Origin of the sequence: Pseudohongiella spirulinae, from assembly GCF_001444425.1 — a bacterium.
GTDB classification, from domain to species: domain Bacteria; phylum Pseudomonadota; class Gammaproteobacteria; order Pseudomonadales; family Pseudohongiellaceae; genus Pseudohongiella; species Pseudohongiella spirulinae.
Genome location: NZ_CP013189.1, coordinates 2,829,031 through 2,853,647 on the forward strand (window position 1 = coordinate 2,829,031; position 24,617 = coordinate 2,853,647).

The 24,617-nt window shown below is 54.6% G+C and carries 21 protein-coding genes; 5 read left to right on the forward strand and 16 right to left on the reverse strand.

Annotated features, from left to right (window positions below; genetic code table 11):
• Positions 1–18: 18 nt before the first annotated feature.
• Genes PS2015_RS13065 through PS2015_RS13100 form a run of 8 tightly spaced genes read right to left on the reverse strand, consistent with a single transcriptional unit; the run spans position 19 to position 8,470 of the window.
• Positions 19–1,575, reverse strand: a complete 1,557-nt coding sequence (locus tag PS2015_RS13065) for an N-acetylmuramoyl-L-alanine amidase (protein ID WP_058022645.1) — start codon at positions 1,573–1,575, stop codon at positions 19–21.
• 48 nt (positions 1,576–1,623) lie between these two features.
• Positions 1,624–2,097, reverse strand: coding sequence for a tRNA (adenosine(37)-N6)-threonylcarbamoyltransferase complex ATPase subunit type 1 TsaE (gene tsaE / locus PS2015_RS13070; RefSeq protein WP_058022646.1), 474 nt, complete (start codon positions 2,095–2,097; stop codon positions 1,624–1,626).
• Positions 2,094–3,653 carry a bifunctional ADP-dependent NAD(P)H-hydrate dehydratase/NAD(P)H-hydrate epimerase gene (locus PS2015_RS13075; RefSeq protein WP_058022647.1) on the reverse strand — a complete coding sequence of 520 codons (1,560 nt, stop codon included), beginning with the start codon at positions 3,651–3,653 and terminating at the stop codon, positions 2,094–2,096. The genes tsaE and PS2015_RS13075 overlap by 4 nt, the downstream gene beginning before the upstream one ends.
• 3 nt (positions 3,654–3,656) lie before the next feature.
• Positions 3,657–4,094, reverse strand: a complete 438-nt coding sequence (locus PS2015_RS15650) for a MarR family winged helix-turn-helix transcriptional regulator (RefSeq protein WP_058022648.1) — start codon at positions 4,092–4,094, stop codon at positions 3,657–3,659.
• Positions 4,094–6,370: a xanthine dehydrogenase family protein molybdopterin-binding subunit gene (locus tag PS2015_RS13085; RefSeq protein WP_058022649.1), complete on the reverse strand. Its 2,277-nt coding sequence runs from the start codon at positions 6,368–6,370 to the stop codon at positions 4,094–4,096. Before PS2015_RS13085 ends, PS2015_RS15650 begins: the two co-directional genes overlap by 1 nt.
• The gene (locus tag PS2015_RS16040) at positions 6,367–6,870 is read right to left on the reverse strand and encodes a (2Fe-2S)-binding protein (protein WP_058022650.1); all 504 of its coding nucleotides are present in this window, start codon (positions 6,868–6,870) and stop codon (positions 6,367–6,369) included. The genes PS2015_RS13085 and PS2015_RS16040 overlap by 4 nt, the downstream gene beginning before the upstream one ends.
• Positions 6,867–7,736 carry an FAD binding domain-containing protein gene (locus PS2015_RS13095; RefSeq protein ID WP_058022651.1) on the reverse strand — a complete coding sequence of 290 codons (870 nt, stop codon included), beginning with the start codon at positions 7,734–7,736 and terminating at the stop codon, positions 6,867–6,869. The genes PS2015_RS16040 and PS2015_RS13095 overlap by 4 nt, the downstream gene beginning before the upstream one ends.
• A gap of 5 nt (positions 7,737–7,741) precedes the next feature.
• Positions 7,742–8,470 (reverse strand): DUF481 domain-containing protein, encoded by a 729-nt coding sequence (locus tag PS2015_RS13100; RefSeq protein ID WP_058022652.1) that lies wholly within the window; start codon positions 8,468–8,470, stop codon positions 7,742–7,744.
• Positions 8,471–8,669: 199 nt separating this feature from the next.
• Here PS2015_RS13100 and PS2015_RS13105 point away from each other — a divergent pair, with 199 nt between their 5' ends.
• Together PS2015_RS13105 and PS2015_RS13110 are read left to right on the forward strand one after the other, a co-directional pair.
• Complete coding sequence (locus tag PS2015_RS13105) at positions 8,670–9,167, forward strand: SixA phosphatase family protein (protein WP_058022653.1); 498 nt, start codon at positions 8,670–8,672, stop codon at positions 9,165–9,167.
• Positions 9,168–9,187: 20 nt separating this feature from the next.
• A complete protein-coding gene (locus PS2015_RS13110; RefSeq protein WP_058022654.1) occupies positions 9,188–10,117 on the forward strand; it encodes a ChaN family lipoprotein in 930 nt (309 codons plus the stop codon).
• A gap of 11 nt (positions 10,118–10,128) precedes the next feature.
• Here PS2015_RS13110 and PS2015_RS13115 read toward each other — a convergent pair whose 3' ends face one another.
• From PS2015_RS13115 to PS2015_RS13130, 4 genes are all read right to left on the reverse strand, one after another.
• Positions 10,129–10,920, reverse strand: coding sequence for a DUF4159 domain-containing protein (locus PS2015_RS13115; protein WP_058022655.1), 792 nt, complete (start codon positions 10,918–10,920; stop codon positions 10,129–10,131).
• Complete coding sequence (locus PS2015_RS13120; RefSeq protein ID WP_058023365.1) at positions 10,907–12,865, reverse strand: TRAP transporter permease; 1,959 nt, start codon at positions 12,863–12,865, stop codon at positions 10,907–10,909. The genes PS2015_RS13115 and PS2015_RS13120 overlap by 14 nt, the downstream gene beginning before the upstream one ends.
• Entirely contained in the window at positions 12,865–14,064 is a 1,200-nt protein-coding gene (locus tag PS2015_RS13125) for a TAXI family TRAP transporter solute-binding subunit (RefSeq protein ID WP_237113329.1), read from the reverse strand. The genes PS2015_RS13120 and PS2015_RS13125 overlap by 1 nt, the downstream gene beginning before the upstream one ends.
• A 265-nt stretch (positions 14,065–14,329) precedes the next feature.
• On the reverse strand, positions 14,330–14,704 hold the full coding sequence (locus tag PS2015_RS13130) for a hypothetical protein (protein WP_058022656.1): 375 nt from the start codon (positions 14,702–14,704) through the stop codon (positions 14,330–14,332).
• Between the two features lie 264 nt (positions 14,705–14,968).
• On the opposite strand from PS2015_RS13130, the gene PS2015_RS13135 reads away from it, so the two are divergent.
• Together PS2015_RS13135 and PS2015_RS13140 are read left to right on the forward strand one after the other, a co-directional pair.
• Positions 14,969–15,454 (forward strand): (2Fe-2S)-binding protein, encoded by a 486-nt coding sequence (locus tag PS2015_RS13135; RefSeq protein WP_058022657.1) that lies wholly within the window; start codon positions 14,969–14,971, stop codon positions 15,452–15,454.
• On the forward strand, positions 15,451–17,688 hold the full coding sequence (locus tag PS2015_RS13140) for a xanthine dehydrogenase family protein molybdopterin-binding subunit (RefSeq protein ID WP_058022658.1): 2,238 nt from the start codon (positions 15,451–15,453) through the stop codon (positions 17,686–17,688). Before PS2015_RS13135 ends, PS2015_RS13140 begins: the two co-directional genes overlap by 4 nt.
• 82 nt (positions 17,689–17,770) lie before the next feature.
• On the opposite strand, the gene PS2015_RS13145 is transcribed toward PS2015_RS13140, so the two are convergent.
• Both PS2015_RS13145 and PS2015_RS13150 read right to left on the reverse strand, forming a co-directional pair.
• Complete coding sequence (locus tag PS2015_RS13145; RefSeq protein WP_058022659.1) at positions 17,771–19,714, reverse strand: redoxin domain-containing protein; 1,944 nt, start codon at positions 19,712–19,714, stop codon at positions 17,771–17,773.
• A gap of 130 nt (positions 19,715–19,844) precedes the next feature.
• Positions 19,845–20,747 (reverse strand): hydrogen peroxide-inducible genes activator, encoded by a 903-nt coding sequence (locus PS2015_RS13150; protein WP_058022660.1) that lies wholly within the window; start codon positions 20,745–20,747, stop codon positions 19,845–19,847.
• 247 nt (positions 20,748–20,994) lie between these two features.
• Between PS2015_RS13150 and PS2015_RS13155 the strand changes: the two genes are divergently transcribed.
• Positions 20,995–21,396, forward strand: coding sequence for a hypothetical protein (locus PS2015_RS13155; RefSeq protein ID WP_058022661.1), 402 nt, complete (start codon positions 20,995–20,997; stop codon positions 21,394–21,396).
• Between the two features lie 7 nt (positions 21,397–21,403).
• On the opposite strand, the gene PS2015_RS13160 is transcribed toward PS2015_RS13155, so the two are convergent.
• Together PS2015_RS13160 and PS2015_RS13165 are read right to left on the reverse strand one after the other, a co-directional pair.
• A complete protein-coding gene (locus PS2015_RS13160; protein ID WP_237113330.1) occupies positions 21,404–21,997 on the reverse strand; it encodes an ATP-dependent Clp protease proteolytic subunit in 594 nt (197 codons plus the stop codon).
• A 67-nt stretch (positions 21,998–22,064) separates the two neighbouring features.
• Positions 22,065–24,548, reverse strand: a complete 2,484-nt coding sequence (locus PS2015_RS13165) for an efflux RND transporter permease subunit (RefSeq protein WP_058022662.1) — start codon at positions 24,546–24,548, stop codon at positions 22,065–22,067.
• Between the last annotated feature and the right edge of the window lie 69 nt (positions 24,549–24,617).

Sequence of the window (24,617 nt, forward strand, 5' to 3'; positions counted from 1 at the left end):
AGCAGTCCTGCGATGTTTTCAAGAGGAGGGGATTATCAATACCTGACCAATGCGGATTGTATCATTTCGCAGATTATTGGCATCACGCAAACTTGCAAGGCTGACACGGTAGCGCTGTGCGATACCGGACAAAGTCTCACCTCGACTGATCGTATGCTCCGAGATAACCGGCGCCGCAGTCAACGCGATGGCGATTGGTCCGCCACCCGGAACGATCAGCTTCTGACCAACATGAATGGTATCACCTCGCAGATTGTTTGCGGCCCGCAAGCGAGCGAGCTCGACATTGTGGCGCTGGGCGATCATCGAGAGACTGTCACCCCGCACAACAACGTACTCTCGGTCAGGTCCCTGATTATTGGCCTTTTGCCAGGCCAGCAGCGTTCCATCCGGCGGCCGGTCATAGAAATAATTCACCACTCCCTGCGCTATGGAATCGGCCAGGCGGCGCTGATAGTCGGGCGAGTTGAGTTTGCGCGCCTCATTGGGATTCGACAAATAACCCGTTTCAATCAACAGCGACGGGATGTCCGGGGAGCGCAGCACCCAAAAATTACCCTGCTGCGGCACGTCCCGGCGAAGCCGCGTGACACGCCCGATCGATTCGAGTATGTGGGAACCCGCTGACATGCTCTGCTCTATGCTCCAGGCCATGGAGATATCCAGCAGAGTCAGGGCCAGATCATCTTCGAAATTCCGAAGACTGGTATCGCCTGACACACCGCCCAGAAGATCAGCCGAGTTTTCTTTCTCGGTCACTCTGCGAATATTCTCGTCCTCAGCCGTTGTCTGCGACAGTGCGTAAACGGTCACACCTTCTGCGCGAGAGCCGCTGTGGGAATCGGCGTGAATAGAAAGAAATATATCTGCACGGTTCTGCCTGGCAAGCTGAGGCCGCTGCTGCAGTCGAACAAAGTAGTCGCCCTGGCGGATCATGACAGGTTCGAAGCCAGGCAAGGACTTGATCCTCTCGTAAAGTGCCCGAGCAATCGAGAACGCCACTTCTTTTTCAAAGATTTTCCCATCATAGGCAATCGCACCCGGATCTGTGCCACCGTGTCCGGCATCTATTGCCACAACAATATTGCGCCGCGAGCTGGAATCACTGGCTATCGCCGTTGTACCGGTATGCTGGCGGACGCCACGGGCCGGTACCTCTCTGTCAAGGTCATACAGATCAACAATCAGCCGATGCCCCGCACCGCCAGCAAATGTCTGCAGGGAGCTGCTGGGATTCATCGGGCGATCCATATCCAGCACAATTCGAGTGTCAGTTGTGTTGCGCACGGCACTGCGAATGGCGCGTACCGGTAGATCGCGAAGCGACAGGCGGCGGGTGTCAGCCCGCAAACGCGAATGCTTCAGATCAATCACGACCCGGTGTGGATTCTCCAGCACAAAAACGCTGTATTCAACCGCTTCGCTCAGGTCCAGCACCAGTTGCGTGGCATCACCTGACTGTTGCACCTGCAGCTCGCGCACATCAGCCGCCCACGCCTGGGCACCTGCCAACGTCCACAGCAGCACAAGCAATGTCGGCAACAGCCTGATATGTCCAGCGACAACTGACCGCATTAAAACGTTCCCGGCATTTTTTCAAAAAAATATTTGTTGATCAGTATATTACAACAACATAGCCTGCATGCGACCAACCACAGCCTGGCCGCGATGGGTCAGCGGCTGGTATTCAATCTGACGTCCACGCCCTTTGTCAGTCAGCCTTAACTGCAAATCCGCTGCCGGCAGATGCCCGCTGCCACGCTGCGGCCACTCGATAAGACACACGGCGGGCGGCTGAAAATACTCATCAACACCCAGGAAGTCTACCTCTTCCGGGTTCGATAGTCTATAAAGATCAAAGTGATAGAGGGGAAAGTCAAAATCTTCGTAAGGTTCGACCAGTGTGTAGGTCGGACTTTTAACAGCACCCTTGTGACCCAGGGCGCGAATCAAGCCTCTGCTGAGGGTCGTTTTTCCCGAACCCAGGTCGCCTTGAAGGAATATGATAAGCCCGTCTCTGCCCAGGGACTTAGCCAGCATCGCACCAAATTGCTCGGTAGCATACTCATCCTGAAGAAAGTGTGTACCAACGCTCATTGTAACAACCCGCGTACCTCATGCAGTAGATCAGTTGCCAGCATTCCTCGCTCTCCGTGCAACTGCGCCTGCCGGTCAGCAGCTTCTCCATGCACACACACAGCCAGACGCAAAGCACTGTCGGCGCTCATGCCCTGCGCCAGCAGGCCAAGTGTGATGCCCGTCAACACGTCTCCCATACCGCCAGATGCCATGCCGGGGTTACCTTCAACACAGACATCCACGACAGCACCGCCATCACCCGGACAAGCCAGAAGACTGCCGGCGCCTTTTAACAGGCAGACAGCACCTGTTTTCTGTTGCAGCGCCCGTACTGCAGCAAAACGATCTGACTGTACATCAGCAACGCTGGCTTTCAAAAGTCGGGCAGCTTCCCCGGGATGTGGTGTCAGTACCCAATGACGCCTCGCTTCGGCTGGCGCCAACTCACTCCAGTCATCAATAAAAGTGGCCAGTAAATTCAGTGCATCGGCATCCAGCACCAGAGGAGTTAATGATTTTCCGGCACGGCTGAGCACTTCATTCAGCAGGACCCGGGACCAATCAGACTGTCCCAATCCCGGCCCCACCGCCAGGGCGCTCGCCGCCGAAAGCAGCTTCCGGCAATCAGGCGCAGCCGCTGCCTGCCTGCTGCCCACCGCGTGAACCATGACTTCCGGCTGACGCGCCAGAATGGCGGAAACATGCTCCGGACGGGTCAAAACAGTCGTCGTCCCGGCGCCGACCCGGGCCGCCGCCTGTGCCGCCATAAGAGCAGCACCGCCGAAGCCCAGGTCGCCCCCCGCAATCACCGCCCGACCGGCACGGCCTTTGTGGTCGGCCGGGCGCCGTCGCGGCAGCGACCCAATAACATCATTAATACTGATCGCGCGCGCCGAAGGACTGTTACCCGGATGAGACATCAGAACCTGCTGAGGAAGCATCAGGCTGTCAAACAGCAGGCGCCCTGTATAGTCCGGCGCCTGCCCGGTAAAAAGCCCCTGTTTGCGGCCGATAAAGCTGAGGGTTGCCGAAGCAGGAACCGCACAGGTCATCACCTGCCCGGTATCGGCATTAACGCCGCTGGGGACATCGATCGCCAGCACAGGAAGACCACTCTGAGCGATGCTCTGCGCCGCCTCAGCAAACAGCCCCTGCAGCCCGCCACGAGCACCACTGCCAAGCAACGCATCAACAATCAGCGTTTCATTGCGTAAGCGGGCAGCGGTCGATTGAAAACCGGCTGATTGCCAGCTGCCCGTCACTAATCCGGCATCTTCCGCCATCTGCCGGGCCTGCAAGGCCGAGCCTTGCAATTTCTGCGGATCGGTCAGGCTAAACAGCTGCACATCGAATCCGGCGCGCATTGCCAGGTAAGCAATGACATAACCATCCCCGCCATTGTTGCCGGGACCGCAAAAGACCAGCAATCGCCGCACGTTTGGCCATAGCTTGCCGATAGTCTGGAACGCCGCCGCTCCGGCACGCTGCATCAGCTCAAAACCACCGATCCCCGACGCAATAGCCTGCGTGTCCATCTGTCTGACTTGTTCAGCCGTGTACAGAGGCTCTGCCATCAATTATTCCATCCGGTTAATGAGGCGCTGCATCAGTCGCAATGCCGTTTCCAGTTCGGCGGCCGGTACATCATCGGTCAGACCGATTGCCCATGGATCCTGAACCGCCCGCAAAGAAATGTAGACTTCCTGCCCATGCTCCGTCAGCTTTACCAGAGAGGAACGTTTATGTCGGGGATTCTCTGCATATTCGATAAGATCGTCGGAAGACATCACATCAGTGATGCGCTGCACCGCCTGGCGTGACTGCCCCAGTGCTCTGGCAATAGCCGGCACAGTCACTCCGTTTCTGGATAAGGCGACTATGCCAATCACCTTCCAACGCGCACTGGTCAGACCAACACGCTCAGCCATTCGGTCACCATCGGCCAACAGCAGGCCATTCAGCCGGAAAACAGCCCGCACAAGGTCAAGGAACAATTTGCGTTTGGGATAGTGCATCAGCGTCGCCTCAACATAGCTGCACGTTTCAGTGCCTTGTAAACAGTCGGCGGATTCATTGGCAAATCTGTCAGTCGCACACCTGTGGCACTGGCAATAGCATTTGCAACAGCGCCCAGTGGCGGAACGATTGGCACTTCGCCCACTCCCTTCACACCATAAGGATGGCGCGAATTTGGTTCCTCGACCAGCACGGTTTCGATCATTGGCAAGTCAGCCGCAACCGGCATGCGATAATCCAGAAAACCCGGATTCAGCAGACAACCATTGTCATCATACAAATAGGCTTCATTCAGGGCCCAGCCAATGCCCTGTGTAATGCCTCCCTGAATCTGCCCTTCAACGAAATCAGGATGTATAGCCGTGCCCACATCCTGTACTGCTGTATAACGCAGCACCCGGACCTGGCCCGTCTGCGGATCAACCTCAACATCACAGATATGCGTACCGAAAGCCGGTGCCGCACCTTTTACGTTTAACGAAGCATGCCCGGCCACCGACTTTCCGGCCTGGCGGGCCAGGGCAGCGATCTGAACCAGCGACAGGGAGACATCATTACCGTCAATCGAAGCGTGTAACTGGCCATCCGACCATCGCACAGCATCAATATCCAGACCCCAGATGTTAGCCCCGCGCTCACGCAGCTCCGCTATCATCGCATGACAGGCTTCAGTAACGGCAGTACCCACGGCAAAAGTGACCCGGCTGCCACCGGTCAGATCCGAATGAGCGATAGAATCTGTATCAACAATCTGCGGCACGACTTGCTGCAGATCTATACCCAGTGTTTCGGCGGCCATCATGGCCATGGAAGCTCGCGAACCACCAATATCGGGATTTGCTGTCAGCACATTGACGGTACCATCGTCGTTAAGTGTGATAGATGCACTGGACTGGCCACCAATATTAAACCAGAACCCGGACGCGATGCCTCGCCCCTGATTTTCCGCCAACGGCGCCGTCCAGTGGGGATGACGACGGGCCGCTTGCAGGACCTGCCGGTAGGCGGCATTCTTCAATATGACGCCGTATGAAGTCATACTGCCATCGGCAACTGCATTTTTCAGGCGCAGCTCCAGAGGATCCATGTCCAGTTTTCTGGCCAGCATATCCAGCAGGCTTTCTGCGGCAAAAGACGCCATAGGGGCACCGGGCGCCCTGTAGGCCGCGCTCTTGGGCCGATTGACCACCACATCATAGCCAATCAGCTTCACACTCGGAATGTCGTAAGGCGCGAACGCAGCCATGCAGGCTGTACGCACCGGCGATCCCGGAAAAGCACCAGCCTGGTAACAAAGAACACCCTGCGCAGCCACCAGACAGCCATCCTCTCGGGCACCCAGGCGCAAACTGATATAAGTACCCGGGGCTGGACCGGTTGCCTTGAACACCTCGGCACGGCTCATCTGCATTTTGACTGGCCGCCCGCTGCGTTGTGCCAGCAGTACCGCCAATGGCTCCAGATAGATAGTAGTTTTACCGCCGAATCCGCCACCAATTTCCAGAGGGTGCACGCGGATTGCAGAAGAATCCATCGCCAACAATCGGGCACAATAATCCCGCACCATAAATTGCCCCTGACTGGAGCACCAGATATCGACCTTTTGATCGGCATTGACCCGCGCCAGGCAGGCATGCGGTTCGATATACCCCTGATGCACAGGCGCCGTAGTAAATTCTTCACTGACAATAATATCTGCCTGGGCAAACGCCACTTCAACATCTCCCACACACTGCACATAGCGACTGGCAATATTGGACGGAGCTTTTGGCGCAGGTTCAATACCTTTGGTATAGAGACGCTCGTGCAAAAGAGGCGCATCCGGCTCCATTGCTTTTTGCACATCAATGACGTGCGGCAGAACAGCGTATTCAACATCAATGGCCTGCAGAGCCCGGGCAGCGGTCTCTTCATCAATTGCGGCAACAGCGGCCACCGCATGACCTTCATAAAGCACCTTGCCGCGCGCCAGCAGATTGGCCGACAGATCTCTGAAGTTGGGAGGCGGCGAATCTTCAGACTGATCATCGGGCAGCTCCGGCATATCGGCTGCCGTTATAACTGCCTCTACACCCTCGATGGCCAGCGCCGCCGAAACATCAAGATGCAGAATGCGTGCGTGAGCGTAGGGGCTGCGCAAGACTTTGCCCGTCAGACTGTCCGGCAAGTCTTTGTCGGCACCATACAGGGCTACGCCCGTTACTTTATCAGCACCATCCGGCCTGATTGGTCGCGAACCCAATACACGCCAGGCTTGAGCCGATACATCACTCATGGCTGCAGACCTGTTTTGTCAGGCAAGCCCGACTGCGACATTTGCCTGGAGGTATCCAGAATAGCCCGGACAATTTTGTCATATCCTGTGCATCGACAGAGGTTCCCGGATATCCAAAAGCGCACTTCGGTCTCAGTCGGGCGAGGATTTTTACGTAACAAAGCTTCTGCTGCAATCAACAGACCCGGTGTACAAATTCCGCATTGCAGGGCGCCATGCTGAAGAAAAGATTGTTGCAGCGGATGTAACGCAGCGGCACTCGCCATGCCCTCAACAGTTTCCAGCGATTTATCCTGCGCCTCCACTGCCAGCAACAGACAGGAACACACCAGCCTACCATCAAATATGATGCTGCATGCTCCACAATCGCCAGACCCACAGCCCTCCTTTGTTCCGGTCAAATGCAGATTATCACGCAACACCTTGAGCATGGTATCCGACGGCTCGCAATGAAACTGTACTGGGTTGCCATTGATTGTCGTGTTCACCTGCGTTGTCATCTCTCCCCCGACAAAGCCCGTTGCCTGGCTGTTCTGACTGCCCGCACGGCCAACACGGCCGCCATATCCGTTCTATAATCAGCCGTCCCACGCTTATCGTCAATCGGGTGACATGCAGCCTTGATCCTGTGGGAAAAGCGTTTGATCACATCATCTTCCAGCCTGGATCCCAGCAGCAATGCAGCCGCTTCGCTGGCTAACACCGGTACCGGCGCAACCGCGCCCAATGCAACATGACATTGGACGACAGCTCCCTCTTCGTCCAATACCAGATTAGCGCCAGCACCCACCACCGCGATGTCCATTTCAGCCCGCGGCGTCAAGCGCAAATATGCATCTGCGCTGCGCGGAGGACGCGATGGCAGCGTAATAGACAGCATGATTTCATCAGCACGCAGGCAGGTCTTGCCTGGCGACACGATGATCTGTTCAACCGGTAATTGCCGCATGCCGGTCGAACCGACCAGCAGACATTGTGCCCGCGCAGCAATCAGCGCCGGCACTGAGTCCGCAGCCGGTGAAGCATTGCACAAGTTCCCCCCCAGACTGGCCCGGCTCTGAATCTGTACTGACCCAATCAGATCCGTCGCTTCGGTGACACCCGGCCAATAGCGACGCAGCTCGGCATGCTCATAAATATCAGCCCCGCAAACTGCCGCACCAATTGTCGCACTGCCATCAGCATGCGTGCCTATCTGCATCAACTCGGGAATGCGCTTGATGTCAACCAGCACATCGGGATACCCGGATCCTGATGAAAAACGGGGCAGCAGATCAGTACCACCCGCCATGAGCCGGGCCCGTCCCGCACTTGAGCCCAGAACATTCGCCGCCTCTTCGACTGACAAAGGTGCCACATATCTCATAAATATCAGAACCGTAATAACAGAGTTACGGCCGCTTCTGTGTCTGTCTTTTCGCGCGTCACCGGCACCTCTGTCTGATGCTTCACCTTGATTGAAAATTTCATCGACATATTGGACATGATGTCGGACTCAATGGCCGACTCTGAACGGGCAATGCTGGAGCGCTCACCCGCATCAACTGACAAGGTCTGAAGAAAACGGGCGTTGTCGGAGATATCCCAACTATAGTCAGTAGACAGACGCAGTATGGCTTCATCAAAATCATCCGCACCGTTTTCAGCTCCACGGGAAGATCGCATACCACCACCCACAGTGTAGCTCAATGACATATTCTCACGATCTCTGAGCAGGACCTGACCATAACTCACTGAAATATCTGTCTGGCTGTCATAACCACTGAAGCGATCATCTTCGTGAGCAACCCGGCCCATCACAAAATTATCCGGATCAAAATTGTAGGTTGAACTGCCCACCGTATAGAGTCGCTGAGCGGCGAGCTGATCATTTTTTGACGATCTGAACCCGTCCAGCGTCAGCCGATATGACCAGGCTTCTCTGACCGCATCAAAGCGTGTCCGGAAGCGGATATTCTCGTCTTCCGTATTACCCGTGGTCATTACTGCGCCGAGCTCTATCTCGGACGCCAGATCCCAGCTCTGAGCCTGCGTCTGCGTGGCAGCCAGGGCGCAAACGATTGAGCTCGCACACAGAGCGTGCCGGAGTTGAAAAGCCATGCAAAAGTCCTCGCAAAAAAATAAAGGTCTGCAACTCAAACAGGTGCAGCTTGTAGATCATGACAGCATGCTGCCAAAAGCGTGATTCTGAGCAATTCACCCGCTATTGTCCAGCGCTTTGCCTTTAGGCGCGCAGAGTGTTCAATATCTGCAAGAAGCGCTACAATGCCGGAACTGGTAGTGACGGGAGATCACTCGCATGAAGACATTGATTCTGGTACGACATGCCAAGTCAAGCTGGAACGATCAGGCGCAGCGCGATATAGACCGCCCACTGAATGAGCGTGGACGTCATGACGCGCCGATGATGGCAGAGCGCATGAACCAGCGCGGCACTCATCCGCAGCGAATTCTCTGCAGCCCGGCGCTCAGGACCGTATCGACGGCAGAGGTGTTTGCTAACATTCTGGCCATTCCCAATGAGCTGATCCACCACGAACGGCAGATCTATCTGGCCAGTAGCGGACATCTCCTGAATCTGGTACGTCATCAGGATGACAATATAGATTGCATCATGCTGGTTGGTCACAATCCGGCCTTGACCGATTTTTTAAACGACCTTTGTGAAAACACCCGACTGGACAACATGCCGACCTGCTGTGTAGCAGAGCTGGAGATTCCGGTAGATAGCTGGTCCCGACTCGAGTTCGGCATGTCTCGCCTGGCCGAGCTGGACTACCCCAAGAAAGTCCGCTGACCCGCCAACAGGAAAGCAGCATGCGCCGAAGCGTTGTCACCTCAATTTTTTGTCTGCTACTGAGCGCAACTGCCTGCCATGGACAAAGTGAATCGCAACAAGCCTGGCAAAGTAAACACTTTACCGACCATCCCTTGTCCGGCCTGATCTTCGAAACGACTACAGAGACGTTTATTACTCCGACCATGCTGCTTGGCAGTCTGAGTCAGAACCAACTGGTTTTGCTGGGCGAAAAACACGACAACCCCGACCATCACCGACTGCGACTGTCACTGCTGGAATCGTTAATTCACGATGGCCATATCTCATTACTCAGCTTTGAGATGATGGATAACTCCCAGCAAACGGCACTGACCGGGCTGCAAGACAGCAACGCTATTCATGGTGAGCAGCAGGTAATTGAGGCTCTGTCCTGGGACGAGGCATGGACCTGGGAGTTCTATCGCAGCCCCCTGTTGCTGGCCATACAATCAGGCTTGGAGTTGCGGGCAGGTAATATTGATCGACAGCAGGTCCGCAATATTTATACACAGTCCGACACATCAATTCAGGAGCTTGATTCTGAGCAACTCGCGGCCTTGACGCGGGAAATTGATCTGAGCCATTGCGGGATGCTGCCGGAATCACAGTTCCCGGCCATGGTTCGCGTGCAGCAGGCGCGTGACCGCGCCTTGGCCATTTCCTTACAGAATGCCCCCGAGCAGAAGGCCGCCGCGCTGCTGGCCGGTAACTTTCATGTACGCCATGATCTGGGAGTAAGCAATTATCTGCCCCCCAATAGCGGCAGCGTCGTCAACCTGGCCTTCCTGGAGGTGATTCCCGGTCTGGAGCAGGCAGGCGACTATGTACCTGAGACGGGCGGCCGAAAAGCCTATGATTTTATCTGGTTTACACCGGCTGTCCGAACTGATGATTACTGCGCCGAACTGCAAAGCAGCTCAGACAACTGAAGCTGCAAGACTTAGTGCGTCATGGAATAAATCAGGAAATTCAGCCCCATCTGGTAGGCAAGATTCGCATATCGAGTAGGGTAGTTTGGGTGATAGGTATGCTCCCAGCCATCCCCCATATCAGAGTTCCAGTTGATCAGCACCATGATTCGGCCGCTGTCATCAAGAATTCCGAATGTTTCGGCAGCAACCGCATCGCGTTCCGGGATGTTGTCGGGATTTCCCAGCGCCGGAATCATTTGCGCGCCATCCACGTCGTAGTACACTCTGAAAATCTCATGATCCGGTGGCAATCGCACAATTTCACGCTCCGGAAAGACGGCTCTGAACGAATTCTCAAAAGCCTGCCACTCCCGGCTACCCCAAAAATCATCAATCAGCAGAAAACCGCCCCGCAGCAGGTATTCTCGAAGGTTTTCCAGTTCCGTCGGATTAAAAAACGGGCCGCCATTCCGGCCGGCTTCCAGCATATACAGAAAGGGGTACTCAAAGATCTGCTCGTCGTCCAGACGCAGGACAATTGGCTCTGGCTGAACACGCACATTGCTCAGGCGTGAGACACCACGCAAGAAGTTTCGATCAGCATCCGGGAAATCGACCGACCAGGGACCATAACCAAATCCACCCTGATAATAAGAATCATACTGAACTCTGACAAAGGCGAACTCGCCTGCCTCATCGGGCTCCACCGGGAAGGGATCCGGAGCAAACTGCGCAGCAGTCGGACCTGCCAACAGGCTGATAATCAGCAGCAACCATCGGGGCACCCATGCCTTGCAATCAAACAGCTCAATGATTCGCATACCCTTCCTCCGGGACAATTCGGCGACGCGACAGGACAACGCCTACCGCTGCCAGTACAAGCCCTGAGATCAATAATACTGTATTGCTGACATTAAAACCCAATGTCTCCAGCCCGGGCAAGGCAATCAACCCCCCGCCGGTGCCAGTCAGTAAACGACCGACTGAACCCGCGACTCCGCCGTTATCCAGAAAGCCAAACCCTGGCAGATAGTCCTGTAGTGAGCCGGCAATCAACAAAACCCCAACTCCAGCGGTGAGCGTGGCCATGGCAATCTGCCCGGGACTGCCTTCTAGAATGAGCGCCGGGTCCAGCACAAAAAAGAAGGGAATGAAATAGATGACACTGCCCAATCGCATAGCCTTGAAACCAGTGGCCAGTGAGGAGGCACCGGCGATGCTGGCCGCCGCAAACGCGCCCAGGGCTACCGGTGGCGTTATGAAGGACAGCATGCCCCAATACAGGATAAACAGGTGCACACTCATCGGGCTAAGACCGCCCTGCACCAGCGCCGGTGCCAACACGATCGCCAGAAAAATATAGGCGGCCGTTACCGTCATGCCAATACCCAGAATAAAGCTGGTCAGGGCACCCATGAGCAGCAACATCAAAACTGAGTCGCCAGCCAGATATAGCAAATCATTTACCAGTGTTCCTGACAAGCCGGTCACTGACAACGCACCGACAATCAGTCCAACACCAGCCATGATGGCCAATAATTCCACCAGTAATTTTCCGGATGCCACCAAAAATGTGGCGGCCGCCGTCAGATCCCAACGATGCTTGCCAGACAATTGATTAAGAATCAGTAGCAGACCAGTGGCATAAAACGGCGCCACCGCTTCACGTTGCATGAATATCAACAGGAAAATCAGCACAGCGAAGGAGGCGATGTAGAACCAGCCATCCCGGAAGGTCTCCTTAAGATCCGGCAATTCCGACTTGGGTGTTCCCTGCAGCCCGGTGCGTGCTGCGTAAGCATCCACCTGCACAAACAGTCCAAAAAAGTACAGTAATGCGGGTATGGCCGCCGCCAGCGCGACCGAGGTATAGGGCACGTTCAGAAAAGTGGCCATCACAAACGCCGTTGAGCCCATGATGGGCGGCAGCAGCACGCCACCCGTTGAGGCACAGGCCTCAACACCGCCGGCATAAGCCGGTGACATGCCATTCTTTTTCATGGCTGGAATCGTCATTTGCCCGGTGGTCAGCACATTGGTAATCACACTGCCACTCATGGATCCCATCAAGCCACTGGAGGCGATAGCCACTTTGGCGGAACCGCCACGCACATGACCAAACAGCGCAAACGCCAGATTGATAAAGAATCGCCCGCCACCGGTATGCTGCAAGGCAATACCGAACACCAGAAACCCGATTACCAGTTGCGCAAAGGCCCTGAACGGCAAACCGAGAATGCTCTCGATGCTCATTACATGATATGACGCAGTTTCTGCCGCTGATGACGCCATGCCGGAAATTGGTCCCGGCATGCGATCGGCGACAATCGGGTACAGTGAGAAAACCAGTACCAGAACAAACAGGGTGGTGCCGCCGCAGCGCCTGACCGCTTCCAGCGTCAGCGCCCACAAAAGGTAACTGATAAACACGGCATAGGTCGGAGCCGAAAATTCCCAGCCAAAATCCAGCATGGTCTCAGCATTAAAAAAGAAAAAACCACAGGCGCCAAGCGCTGCCAGGCTAAGTATGATGTCATACCAATAACGCTCAGATTTTGCCGTTGGCGGGTAAACCAGAAAACACATCGGTAGCAACAAGGCCATTAATGCGTAGTAGTAATGGTTCTGTACTGTGATCACAAAGTCCATAAGCGGCTGTTCGGAAAACAACCGCAGAGAGTCCATGGCCAGAAACACGCTGGCCACCGCACTGAAGGCCAGCAGCCAACGAACCGCGCCGGGTATCGCAGTTGAGGAACGACTCATCAGTCCCAGGTCTCCCACACAGGATTAAAGCCGGCTTCGCGCAGATGCCTGCTACGCACCTGCTGCCAGTTGCGCTGAAACTCATCGCGATCCCGGATTCGCTCGGATGTCGCCTCCTGCCAGGCAGCGGCCAGCACTGACTGACGTCGTATCAGCTCATTGTTATGAGCGTCCAGAGCATCGGTCCAGGCACCGATTTCGCGCCAGTACCGCACGGCACCTTCATGATACGGAACCACCCAGTCAAACACCTGGCGGTCCAGCGCCCAGCCTATGGCACCAGGGTCAGCATCTTTGTAGGCATCATAGTTTTCGTGAATGACGCGTGTCATCCAGTACACTGTGTTCTCATCCTGACTATCCTGTGTGATTAGCATGGGATAGGGGTAAGTACCGGCCTCCTGAGGATTTTCGTCGCTGATGCCCGGTCCACGCGTTGCCATGTGACGGGTGAAATACGGAGCTACTGAAAGCAAGTTCGCCCAGCAGGCTTCATCATCGTGTGGAGCGGGCAGCCAGGCAATACCGCGCGGCGAGGCCTCCAGACGGCGGGTCGGGCCTGACACAGTCGTGCCAAATGCCACATCAACGTCGCCATTTATCAGCCCTTCCCACATAGCGTCATAACCGGGAAAGTCGACTCTGACCACATCGTCCCAGCCCAGGCCACCACAGGCCAGGTAAGCTTCCATGGATATATTGAGTGCAGGCGCAGCCCGTACAAAGGGTACTCGACGCCCCCTCAGCTCCGCGAAACTGCTGACGCCCACATCGGCGGCGACCGCAACCGCCTGATTGCTCAAACCATTCGATGTGATCAGCATCCGCAAAGCCTGCGGTCCCCACTGTTGATCGCCGAACTGATAAACCCCCTCCTGGGCAAAATAGGTGGCCACTCCGTTCGCTGAAAACTCTACCCGACCATTTTTGAGTGGCAACAGCCGGGAGACGTCATTCTGGCCGGGGATGACACGCAGGGTAATATTGTATTCATCACGCAACATGGCACCAATGGCAACCGACTGGTTATATCCAGTGGTACCGAGGTTGTAAGCCGTCCACGCCATCTGTCGTGGCAACTCTGGCTGGGCATTCTGAGCCTGAGTTGCAGGTATCTGAAGCAAGGCGGCACTGATCACCAGCAGAACCATACAGCGCCTGCCCAGACTACCCAAATCCGAAAGATGTTGTTGCAACATGATAATCTCCTGCAGAATTTGTTCTTTTTCAGGCCACTTGTACGCGGCTCACATCAACAGAAAAGAGTATCAGGGACGTTCAGGAAGTGAAAGGATTATACGACAGGCAGCATTGCTCTCGGGAATCAAGCGGCGAATTGAGCATTATCTGATGCTGCACTGAAAAACGGGAGAACCCGGCGACAAAAGGCGGGCAGGACAAGCAACCCGGCAGCCCGTAGAACGGTTGCCGGGCCGGAGTCACATCAAACAGCAGACTGGCCTGTTACTCAGCGCGACGACCAGTGACCGGAATAGCACCGAAGTCAGTATTAAAGCTGCCACTCATGCTGTCGCCTTCCACTGTGCCGGAAAACGCCAGTGTCATAGCTGTGCCCTGGGCATCGATATCAGCTGCAAAGGCGACGCGCTCATCAGCCAGCTGAACAGAGTGCAGCGGTGATGAACCCAGATCCTGAGATCGCATTTCGCCGCTGAGATCTTCATTAATAACCAGGTTGGCATTCATGGCACCAATTGGAGTATCAATGGTGATCACCCAATTTCCCACTGCCGGGTGTGGTGCCGATGTCCCTGCACATGCACTCAACAGCAGTGCTACCAGCATGCCTGCGACCAGCGATCCAGTTCTTTTAATCATTTTGAAATCCCCTTCAAATATTTCCCGTTGAAATTTTTGCCAAACAGCAATGCAAAATTTGCGCGCTTACTTTGATCCCGAAAACGACGCAGGTCAACGACTAAATCGGCTGATGCCCCGATTTTTGTGATGGATTGCTGAATCTTTTCATAATTCGTCGGCAACAGGCCTTTTTACGTGGTTCTTTCATCGCGTTTAAATTGATGCTGACCCGGTTCTGCATTAAGCTCGAAGTCTAGTCATACAAAAAATTTGAGGCCTGCCATGATAGAAATTACTGTAAATGGGCAGCAGCACCAACTGGACATTGAGCCAGAGATGCCGCTGCTCTGGGCGCTGCGCAATGAACTGGGTCTGACCGGCACCAAATTCGGCTGCGGTATCGCCGCCTGCGGTGCATGCACCGTGCACATTAATGGCCAGGCCGTGCGAAGCTGCATGACTCCGGTCAGCGCTGCCCGCAATATGAATATCACCACCATTGAAGGTCTGGCTCACAATGCAGCATCGCTGACCGATGTTCAGCAAGCCTGGATCAACCACCAGGTTCCACAGTGCGGTTACTGCCAGTCCGGCATGATCATGGCTGTCAGCGCCCTGCTGGAAAGCAACCCACAGGCCGATGAGACCGCCATCGCCGAGAGCCTCAGCAATGTCTGTCGCTGCGGCACGTATCCACGGGTCAGCAAGGCCGTGCAGGAACTGATCGCACAAAGACAGCAATCGGCCCTGCAGGAGGAAACAGCATGAGTATCTCCAGACGACGTTTTCTGCTGGGTACGGCGCTCGCAGGCGGCGGCCTGCTGATCGGCTATGCGGCGACCCGCCCCAGTCGACAAAGCCTGGCCAATCGGGATCTGGCCGAAGAGGGGCAGACATTTTTGACCACCTGGTTGCGCATTGACCCCGACAATCAGGTTACTGTGATTGTTCCGCACTCAGAAATGGGTCAGGGTGTGCACACCTCATTGGCAATGATGGCGGCTGACGAACTGGATGCAGACTGGAATAAGGTCCGTGTCGAGCAGGCACCGGCAACAGACCTGTTTGCCAACGGCGTGCTGGTAAAAGGTTTTGCTGCCTCCCTGGGTTTTACAGTGCCCGCGTTTCTGGATCGCGGCATGGATGCGCTGACCCTGAAGGCCGCCGAGATCATGAACCTGCAGATTACCGGAGGCAGCAGCTCAGTGCGCTTTACCGGCGAAATGGGCATGCGCGCGGCTGGCGCGGCGGCGCGCCAGATGCTGGTCAGCGCGGCAGCTCAGCAGTGGAACGTTGACGCCGGTGAGATAACGGCTGCCAACAGCCTGGTGAGCCATCAAGCCAGTGGCCGCAGCGCCACTTATGGTGAGCTGGCCAGCGCAGCAGCACAATTTGATCCACCACGCTCGCCACTGCTGAAAAATCCTGGTCAGTTCACGCTGATGGGCAAACCCATAGCTCGCGTAGACATTCCTGCCAAGGTGGATGGCAGCGCAAAATTCGGCATCGATGCCCGCCCGGACAATATGCTTTTTGCTGCAGTGATGACCGCACCCGTGTTTGGCAGCAAGTTGCAGAACACTGGCAATATCGATGCAGTCATGCAGCGTCGGGGCGTCAAGGAGGTCATTGAGCTAGAAGATGCTGTAGCGGTCGTGGCGGACAACTATTGGCGCGCCAGCGAAGCCCTTAAATTGCTGCAACCGCAGTTTTCAACAACAGAGCATGATCAGCGCAGCAGCGCTGACATTTTCGCGGATTTTGACCAGGCGCTGGAGTCAGGGGAGCGCAACAATGATGTCGCTGCCGGTGACGCAACGGCTGCATTGGCCTCAGCCGACGAAGTGGTAACCGCAAGCTACCGGGTTCCCTATCTGGCACACGCGGCGCTGGAGCCAATGAACTGTACCGTGCATTTCCATGATGGCGTTTGTGATGTCTGGACTGGCACCCAGGACAATCTGGGTATTCGGGGCCAGGTCGCCAGCGCGGCGGGGCTGAATGAAAATCAGGTTACCGTCCACCCGCATTATCTGGGTGGCGGATTCGGCCGTCGACTGCCCACTTCAACCAACACAATTGTTCAGGCTACCCTGATCGCGCGGCAATTTGATGTTCCGGTACAAACCTTGTGGAGTCGCGAAGAAGACACCCGGCAGGATTACTACCGGCCGGCGGTCAGCAGCCGCTTCCGCGCTGGTTTCGATGCGCAGGGTAATATCATCGCCTGGGAAAACGCTTACATAGGTAAAAATGAACCAGCCGAAGCCGCCCATATTCCCTACGGAATAGCTAATCAGCAGATTGATTTTGTAGAAAGTCCCACACATATCCCGTTCGGGGCCTGGCGCAGTGTGGCACATTCCCAGCACGGTTTCTTCCTGGAATCATTCACCGACGAACTGGCCTGGCGCCAGGGCAAGGATCCGTTACAGTTCCGTTTGGACTTGCTGGCTGACAAACCGCGACATGCCCGAGTGCTGCGAGAAGCGGCCGAGCGTGCCGGATGGACAACGCCCCCGGCTGAAGGACGAGCCAGAGGTATTGCCCTTCAGGAAAGCTTTGGCAGCATTGTGGCCCAGGTGGCAGAAGTCAGCCTGAAAGAAGACGGCGCTGTCCGGGTAAACCGGGTAGTGTGTGCAATTGATTGTGGTCGGGCAATTAATCCGGATGGTGCTGCGGCGCAGATTGAAAGCGGCATCATCTACGGATTAACAGCCGCGCTTTACGGCCAGATCAGCATTGAACAGGGTCGCGTCAAAGAAAGTAATTTCCATGACTACGAGATGCTCCGGCCTGCCGAATCACCCGAGATAGATGTTGTGATCCTGGAGTCACCGGATGCGCCGGTAGGCGGCCTGGGTGAACCGGCAACACCACCGGTTGCCGCCGCTGTCGGTAATGCGATTTACGCACTGACTGGCCAACGGGTGCGTGAACTGCCACTCAAGCATTATCGCTTTTTGCCCACCCCGGTTGAACAGGGCCGCAACTCGGTCTAAGACAGAATCTCAAAAATACCTGACCACAAAAAAGCCCGGTCGCCTCAACAGCGACCGGGCTTTTTACCACTGCCTTCTGAACCTAATCCATAATAGAACGTTCATTGGTCATATTTGTCTGGATCATCAATTGCCTGAACTCGTCAAAATCCAGGCCGCCTGACTTGTCGCGGTCAAGAATGGTAAACGGCAAAGCCAGCGACTGCCGCGAAGATTCCGGCATATCGCTCAGCGCGATCTGACCTTTCATCTCTTTATCCATATAACCCATCACAACAGCGGTCAGATAGTCCTCGACATTGATCTCGAAATCGTTCTCCCCAGGCTCCGCGTAGCGGAAGGATATTCCGCCGTACAACATCTCCTCCCAGGTCTGCTCGCCGAAATTGACCGCAATACTTGAATCCGGATTGCTGAGATTGGCCGTGGAGTTATCGTAAGTGGTGCGATGAATAACCATAGAGCCTGCCGGTACTTCAATGGGATCCTTAAACTGGAAATATCGCTGCCAGTTAAAATCATAATCCGGGACTGACAGCACTATCTCCTCATTGCCATCCGGATAGCGTATGGCAAATTCAGATGCACGTCCTCGATAGTGGGCATGCGGAAAAAGCGCATAGATAACCGCATCCCGCTGGAGCTGATAATAGGCAGCCTCTTCGTGCTCCGCCACTCCTGGCGGTATCTCGAGCCCCAGGTTAAGAATTGAGTAGTGCTGCAACACGTGCTCAGGCGCTTCATCAGCAAAATACAGACCGATCCGCGTCTCATCACGTGTTTCGCGCCCATAGGTGGTGTAGTGCATCTGCGTATAGAATGAACTATCAGCCGGCACATACACCCCGGTGTTCTCCGGGTATATATAGGTTTCGTTGCCGGGCACAAAAGTCATGAGTTGCGGTTGCAGCAATGACTCACCGCTGTCAACCTGACCCTCGAAACTTGAACTCGCACCAAAGGTCGCGATGGCGTGGTGCAGCACCTGGCGATCACCCGGCGCAATCTGCACAGCTTTTACCCATACGTCCCGATCCAGGGGATTTTTGACCTCAAAGAACTGATAGTCCAGAACACCAGTGGCGGGCACATCAAAGGCGGGCAGGGTTACGATCAGGTCCGGTTCGCCCATTTCCCACTCCGTATCGACCGCGGCGACCTCAGCCAGGGGATCGGGTCCATCTCCACGCGGTGCGCCAGCATCAATCCAGGCAACCACCTGCCGCTGCTCAGCGGTGCTCAGGCTGAGATCATGCTCAAACTCGCCGATTTCAGGGTCAGCATGCCAGGGTGGCATACGACGGGTCAGGATGGTCTCCCGGATCATGGGCGAGAATCCCTGAATCATGGCGTGACTGGTCATGGCCCACGGTCCAATACCGCCAGGGCGATGACAGTCAGCACATTTCTCAACCAGTAATGGGGCAATGGTTTCGCTGTACGAAGCAATTGTGCTGCTATGCGTCACATCCGGCAGTGGATCGGCTGCCAGCATTGGAACAGTGGCCGGCGTCACATCCTGCTCAGCCAGCAATGCTTCAACAGTGGCCTGCAATTGCGGATGAATGCTGCCTGCGTCGATCGCAGGACCGCGGTAGACAATCTGCCAGCGCCGTGGGTCAATCACCAGGGTTTCGCCGACATGGCTTAACTGATAGGTATTGGCGATCAGACCGGCTGTATCCATGAGCACTGGTAATGCCACATCATGCTGCCGGGCAAGCTCAGCACTGCTCTGCCGCGATGACTGGCTGTCGGGATTGACCAGCGCTGCAACCAGCCCACGTCCCTGCCAGTTGCGAGCCTCCAGCGCTTTCGCCGCCTGCAATGCATCACTCGAACCTTCAGCATGACCAATCAGCACAATCGCCGGACGTTGTGCATGGTAATGAAGATTAAAGGCCTTGCCCTGATGATCGATCAAGGTGAAGTCTGCAGCCCGACTGACAGTCTCAGATGACTGCGCCGCGGCCTGCAGTGAAAAAACTGTAAAAGTCAGCCAAACAAACGACCTGACAATGCTCATGGCAACCTCACTCGGTTGATAGATGAATGTACGTAATTGTATACGTGCCAATTCAATATAGAGTTCATTTTCAAGTCAATCGGTCAAAAGTCATCCACTCCCGAACGCAATGGCCGGAACGCCCCCGGTGTTAATCCGGACGATAATGTTGACGTATGAAATCACCCAGCATAGTGAACTCTTTATGACGTGTACTGGCTTTTCGCCAGACCAGACCCACCTGACGATAACTGCCCGGGTCCAGCGGTTCGGTCTGGATGTGGGTATTTTTCAAAAGCGCAGAGTGCACAGCCATTTCCGGCAAGTAGGTAATGCCCAGATCAGCATCAACCATTTGCACCAGAGTCAACAGGCTGGTTGCCGTAATGTCACTGACTTTATCAGCATTCTTGATATTACAGGCCGACAGAGCATGGTCACGCAGACAATGCCCATCCTCCAGCAGTAAAACGCTGTCAGTCGGCAATTCACTCACATTGTAGTGGCTGGAACTCACAAACCGGCTCTTCTTGTGGTGAGCCAGAAAAAAATGATCGTCAAACAGAGGCATCTCCGTGACGTTACGCAACTCGTAAGGCAATGCAATCAATACCAGATCCAACTCACCTTCCATCAGCCGCTCATACACCCGCTCGGTCAGATCTTCTTTCAGATAGAGCTTCAGGTCTGGATAGGCTCTACGGAGAGCTGGTAATAATTTAGGCAGCAGAAAAGGCGCAATGGTCGGAATCACACCCATTTTCAGCTGCCCCGTCAACGGGGCCTGATTGCCTTTGGCAAGATCAACCAGATCTTCCAGATCTCGCAGCACTACTCGCGCCTGCCGGGCAATATCGCGACCCAGGCTGGTAATGGTGACATTCTTGTTTGTCCTGTCAACCAACTGAATATTAAGCATATTCTCCAATTCTTTGATCGCTACACTGAAAGCCGGCTGAGATACAAAACAGGCTTCGGCGGCCTTGCCAAAATGCTCATATTGCTCCAGGGCAACAAAATAACGCAACTGCTTGGTAGTAGGTAAATGACTCATAGGAGACCCATCGACGATTCGTTTTCCATATCATAGTAATACATTTAATTCATTTTATCTATTTACAATAAAAAACTACCATGACGTCATCGAGTTTGAGTTTGCTGACGTACAAACCTCAGTAACTGAAGGAAGGTGTATTGAATTGACGATCCCTCTTGGCCGGAATGTAACCCCAAAAGTCATTCCGGCTTTTTTTTGCCCTCTCTTAAGTTCTTGAGTCAAACGTTTTGATATACTCGCCTCTATGACGAATCCAGCAGCTAAAATCCTGATCCTGTTCAGCCTGGCTATCGACGCCACACATTCATTGGGTGCTGAACGCCCTGCAAGCGAGCATGTCTGGCATGGGGAGTGGCAGGCTGAAGGCATGCCATTCAGTTTGCGGGTCATTCCGGCTGGCGAACGCTTCACTGTCTTGCCACTGGAGCCTGCTTCTATCGAGTGGCAGGCCAGCAATGGCGTCATCAACGGCAACACCGGGACAATTGATATTGAATACCAGGGCGTGACCGCAAAGGTGCTGGTGCAGTTGCAGGACACAGTCAGCGCGATTGTCCGCCCCATGTCCTGTCAGCCCGATTACCACGTGATCTGCACTTTGGTGCGCAATCAGCAGGCCCGTTTTATCAAGCGCATTCCGGATTAAACCAAGCTTAACCGAGCTCCGCCATGGTACGGATACACTTGCCTACAATGCCATAGTCAATGGCCTCGTCAACCGTCATCCAATAATCACGATCAGTGTCCTTGGCAACGCGCTCGACCGGCTGACCGGTTTCCTCGGCAATCAGGCGATTAATACGGGCACGCATTTTCACGATCTGCTCAGCCTGAATTTTGATGTCCGATGCACTGCCGCGTGATCCGCCGGAAGGCTGATGTACCAGAAACCGGGTATTCGGCAAGGCAAAGCGATGTTCTTTTTTGGCGGCCAGGTAGATGTTGGTAGCTGCGCTGGCCACCCAGCCGGTACCGACAACCCTGACCTCAGGCTCAATGAATTTGATGATGTCATAAACAACATCTCCCGACTCTACATGTCCACCCGGAGAGCTGATATACAAAGTGATCGGCTCATTACTCTCGCCCGCCAGTGCCAGTAAGCGCTCAGTCACCTGTCTTGCCAGCCGATCATTAATTTCACCAAAGATTGTTACCGTACGGGTTTTGAACAGCTTCTCGTCCAGCAGACGACCACGGGGTGATTCCTGCTCTTCAGCAGACATTGTCGAACTTTCTTGCATCATCAATTCTCTCCAGAAACTCAAAATCGCAGCGTAATCTGACGTGCGTAAACCCAATCATAACATGGCTTCAGTCGGCAGCGTCCGGGTGTGACTCAGCCCCCAGTGCATTGAAGGTAATCAGCAACTGTGGCAGCAACGTCAGCGCACCAAGCAGAGCTACAATCATGGCGATACTGGTCAGCAGACCAAACACCATGGTCGGAATAAAATTGGACAGTACCAGGATCGAGAAACCGGCCACAATGGTCATGGACGTAAAATACATGGCCCGGGCGATACTGTCATGGCAATAGAACATGGTCTGCCGGTAGTTGCCGATACGATGGAATTCTCGCCGGAATCGGTGCATGTAGTGGATGGTATTATCGACGCCAATGCCGATAGAAATGGCGGCTATGGTAATAGTCATGATATCCAGCGGGATGCCCATCCAGCCCATGATGCCAAGCACCAGTGCCGCCGCAATTATATTAGGGATAATACACAGCGCCGCTATCTTCAGGGAGCGGAACAACACCAGGAACATAAGCATGATGGCACCAAGCACGACCCCCAAAGTCAAAATCTGCGACTGGTACAGGCTCTGCAGGACGTTGTTGTACAGCACCAGCATGCCCGTAACCCTGACCTCTTGCGGGGCCAGACCAAATTCGTCCTGCATGCCCTGCTTCACATCACTGATCAGCTGATCACGGTTAAGGTCGGGATCGGATTCAATAACCCGCACGTTGAATCGCGCCTCGTTATGCTCCACGGATAAAAACGGCGTCAACACGGTAGAACGCAAGGTCTCGGGCAACATGGAGTACAGCAGAGCCCAGAGAAAACTGTCAACCGGCTGATTGCCATTCAGCTCCTCAGCCAACTGCACCACTGCACCAAAGGACAGAACCTTACCGGTTTGCGGATGCGCATCCAGATATTCATGCATGCGCTTGATCTCGTTCATCTTGTCCGCAGTGAACCAATAGGCGTCGTTATCCTCTTCCTCAAAACCGTCATCAAAACCATCGTCAAAACCATCGTCAAAGCTGTCTTCTATCACGGGCAGACTGACCAGCACATCAAAGGAAAGAGTACCACCCAGCTTGTCATCAAACAGCTTCATCCCCTGGTAGATTTCAGTGTCCTTGTCGAAGTAGGCAATAAAACTGTTTTCTACCTGCAATCTGCTGATGCCAAGCGCGCTGACCAGGAACACCAGACCATAGATCCACAGTAGATTATTGCCGGAACGCTCCGTAAGAGTCGCCAGCGCTCCAGTCAGGTTAAGTTTTGGCGGCCTCGAATAATCAGTGACGTCTTTAGGCAGCAGACTCATCATGGCCGGAAACAGCAGGAAAACAACACAAAGTGCGGTCAGCACCCCCATCACCATAATCCAGCCAAAAGAAATAATGGGTGTTATGCCACTGACAACCAGCGAACCGAAAGCCACAATGGTTGTCAGTGCTGTATAAAGACAGGGCCGGAACATGACCAGCACTGAGTGCTTGAGCAGGCGATGGTGAGGGCTGAAACGGCGCGTGGCACGCAACTCACGGTAGCGCACAATCAGATGCACGGTCAGCGAAATTGTAATGATCAGCAGCAAGGACATGAAGTTTGACGACACTACCGTCACTCGCCAGTCCATCACCCCCAATATGCCCACCACGATGACACCAGCGATGGCGCAGCAGGCAAGCGGCAGGAAAACCCAGCGCAGGCGCTTGAAAATCAGCCCCAGGGCAAGCACAATAAATGCAAATACGCCCAGGCTGAACGTGGCCAGGTCACTCTGTACAAAGGTCACCAGATCATCGGCAATCATGGGTGCACCGCCCAGATAGAGCTGCACCTGATCCTGGTAGCCTGCCAGAATCTCCCGGATCTGACCGATATCCTGATGCCGCCGTTCAGCGGCTTCCACGCTGTAGGCGTCAAATTTATTGCTCACCTGACGCAGTTCGGCGCTCTCCGCGTCAGTCAGCCCTTCTGCACGTTGCTTATTACTGAGTTCAGTACGCCGATTTATCAGTTCGATATAACGGGTGTCCAGATAGAAACTGACCAGCATGGCCCCGGTGCTTCCGTCAGGACTGATAATCGCGTTACTGAAAACCGGATTCGTCATCAACTCCTGACGCACAGCTTCCCGGTCCAGACCTTCGTCCGTAACAGTAGCGTAGTCTTCAGAAATACCCGTCAGCGGGGTATCTCCAAAGACCGGCACGTTTAACAGACTGTCGACGGACTCCACACGCTCCATTGCCAGAAGCTCATCACGTATCGAAGCCATGATTGAGAGTGATTGCTCACTCAGCAGATCCACATTGCGGGGTGTGAAGGCAATCGTGACAGCGTCACGCACGCCATAACGCTGATTGACCTCACGGGAATACTCCAGTTCTTTATCATCTTCCATCAGCAGCGAGTCAGCCGACACATCCAGCCGGAAGTATTGCGCATACCAGGCAAAACCTGCTGTCAGCAACAGCAACAGGGCGATAACAACCAAGGGTCGCTGAAAAACCAGTGTGCGGTACAGCCGCGCCAAAAAAACTCGCATGTCTATTTTTCCATTCCTGAAACAACCGGAGAACTATACCTTGTCGGCACTTAAATTGTTATGGGGAAT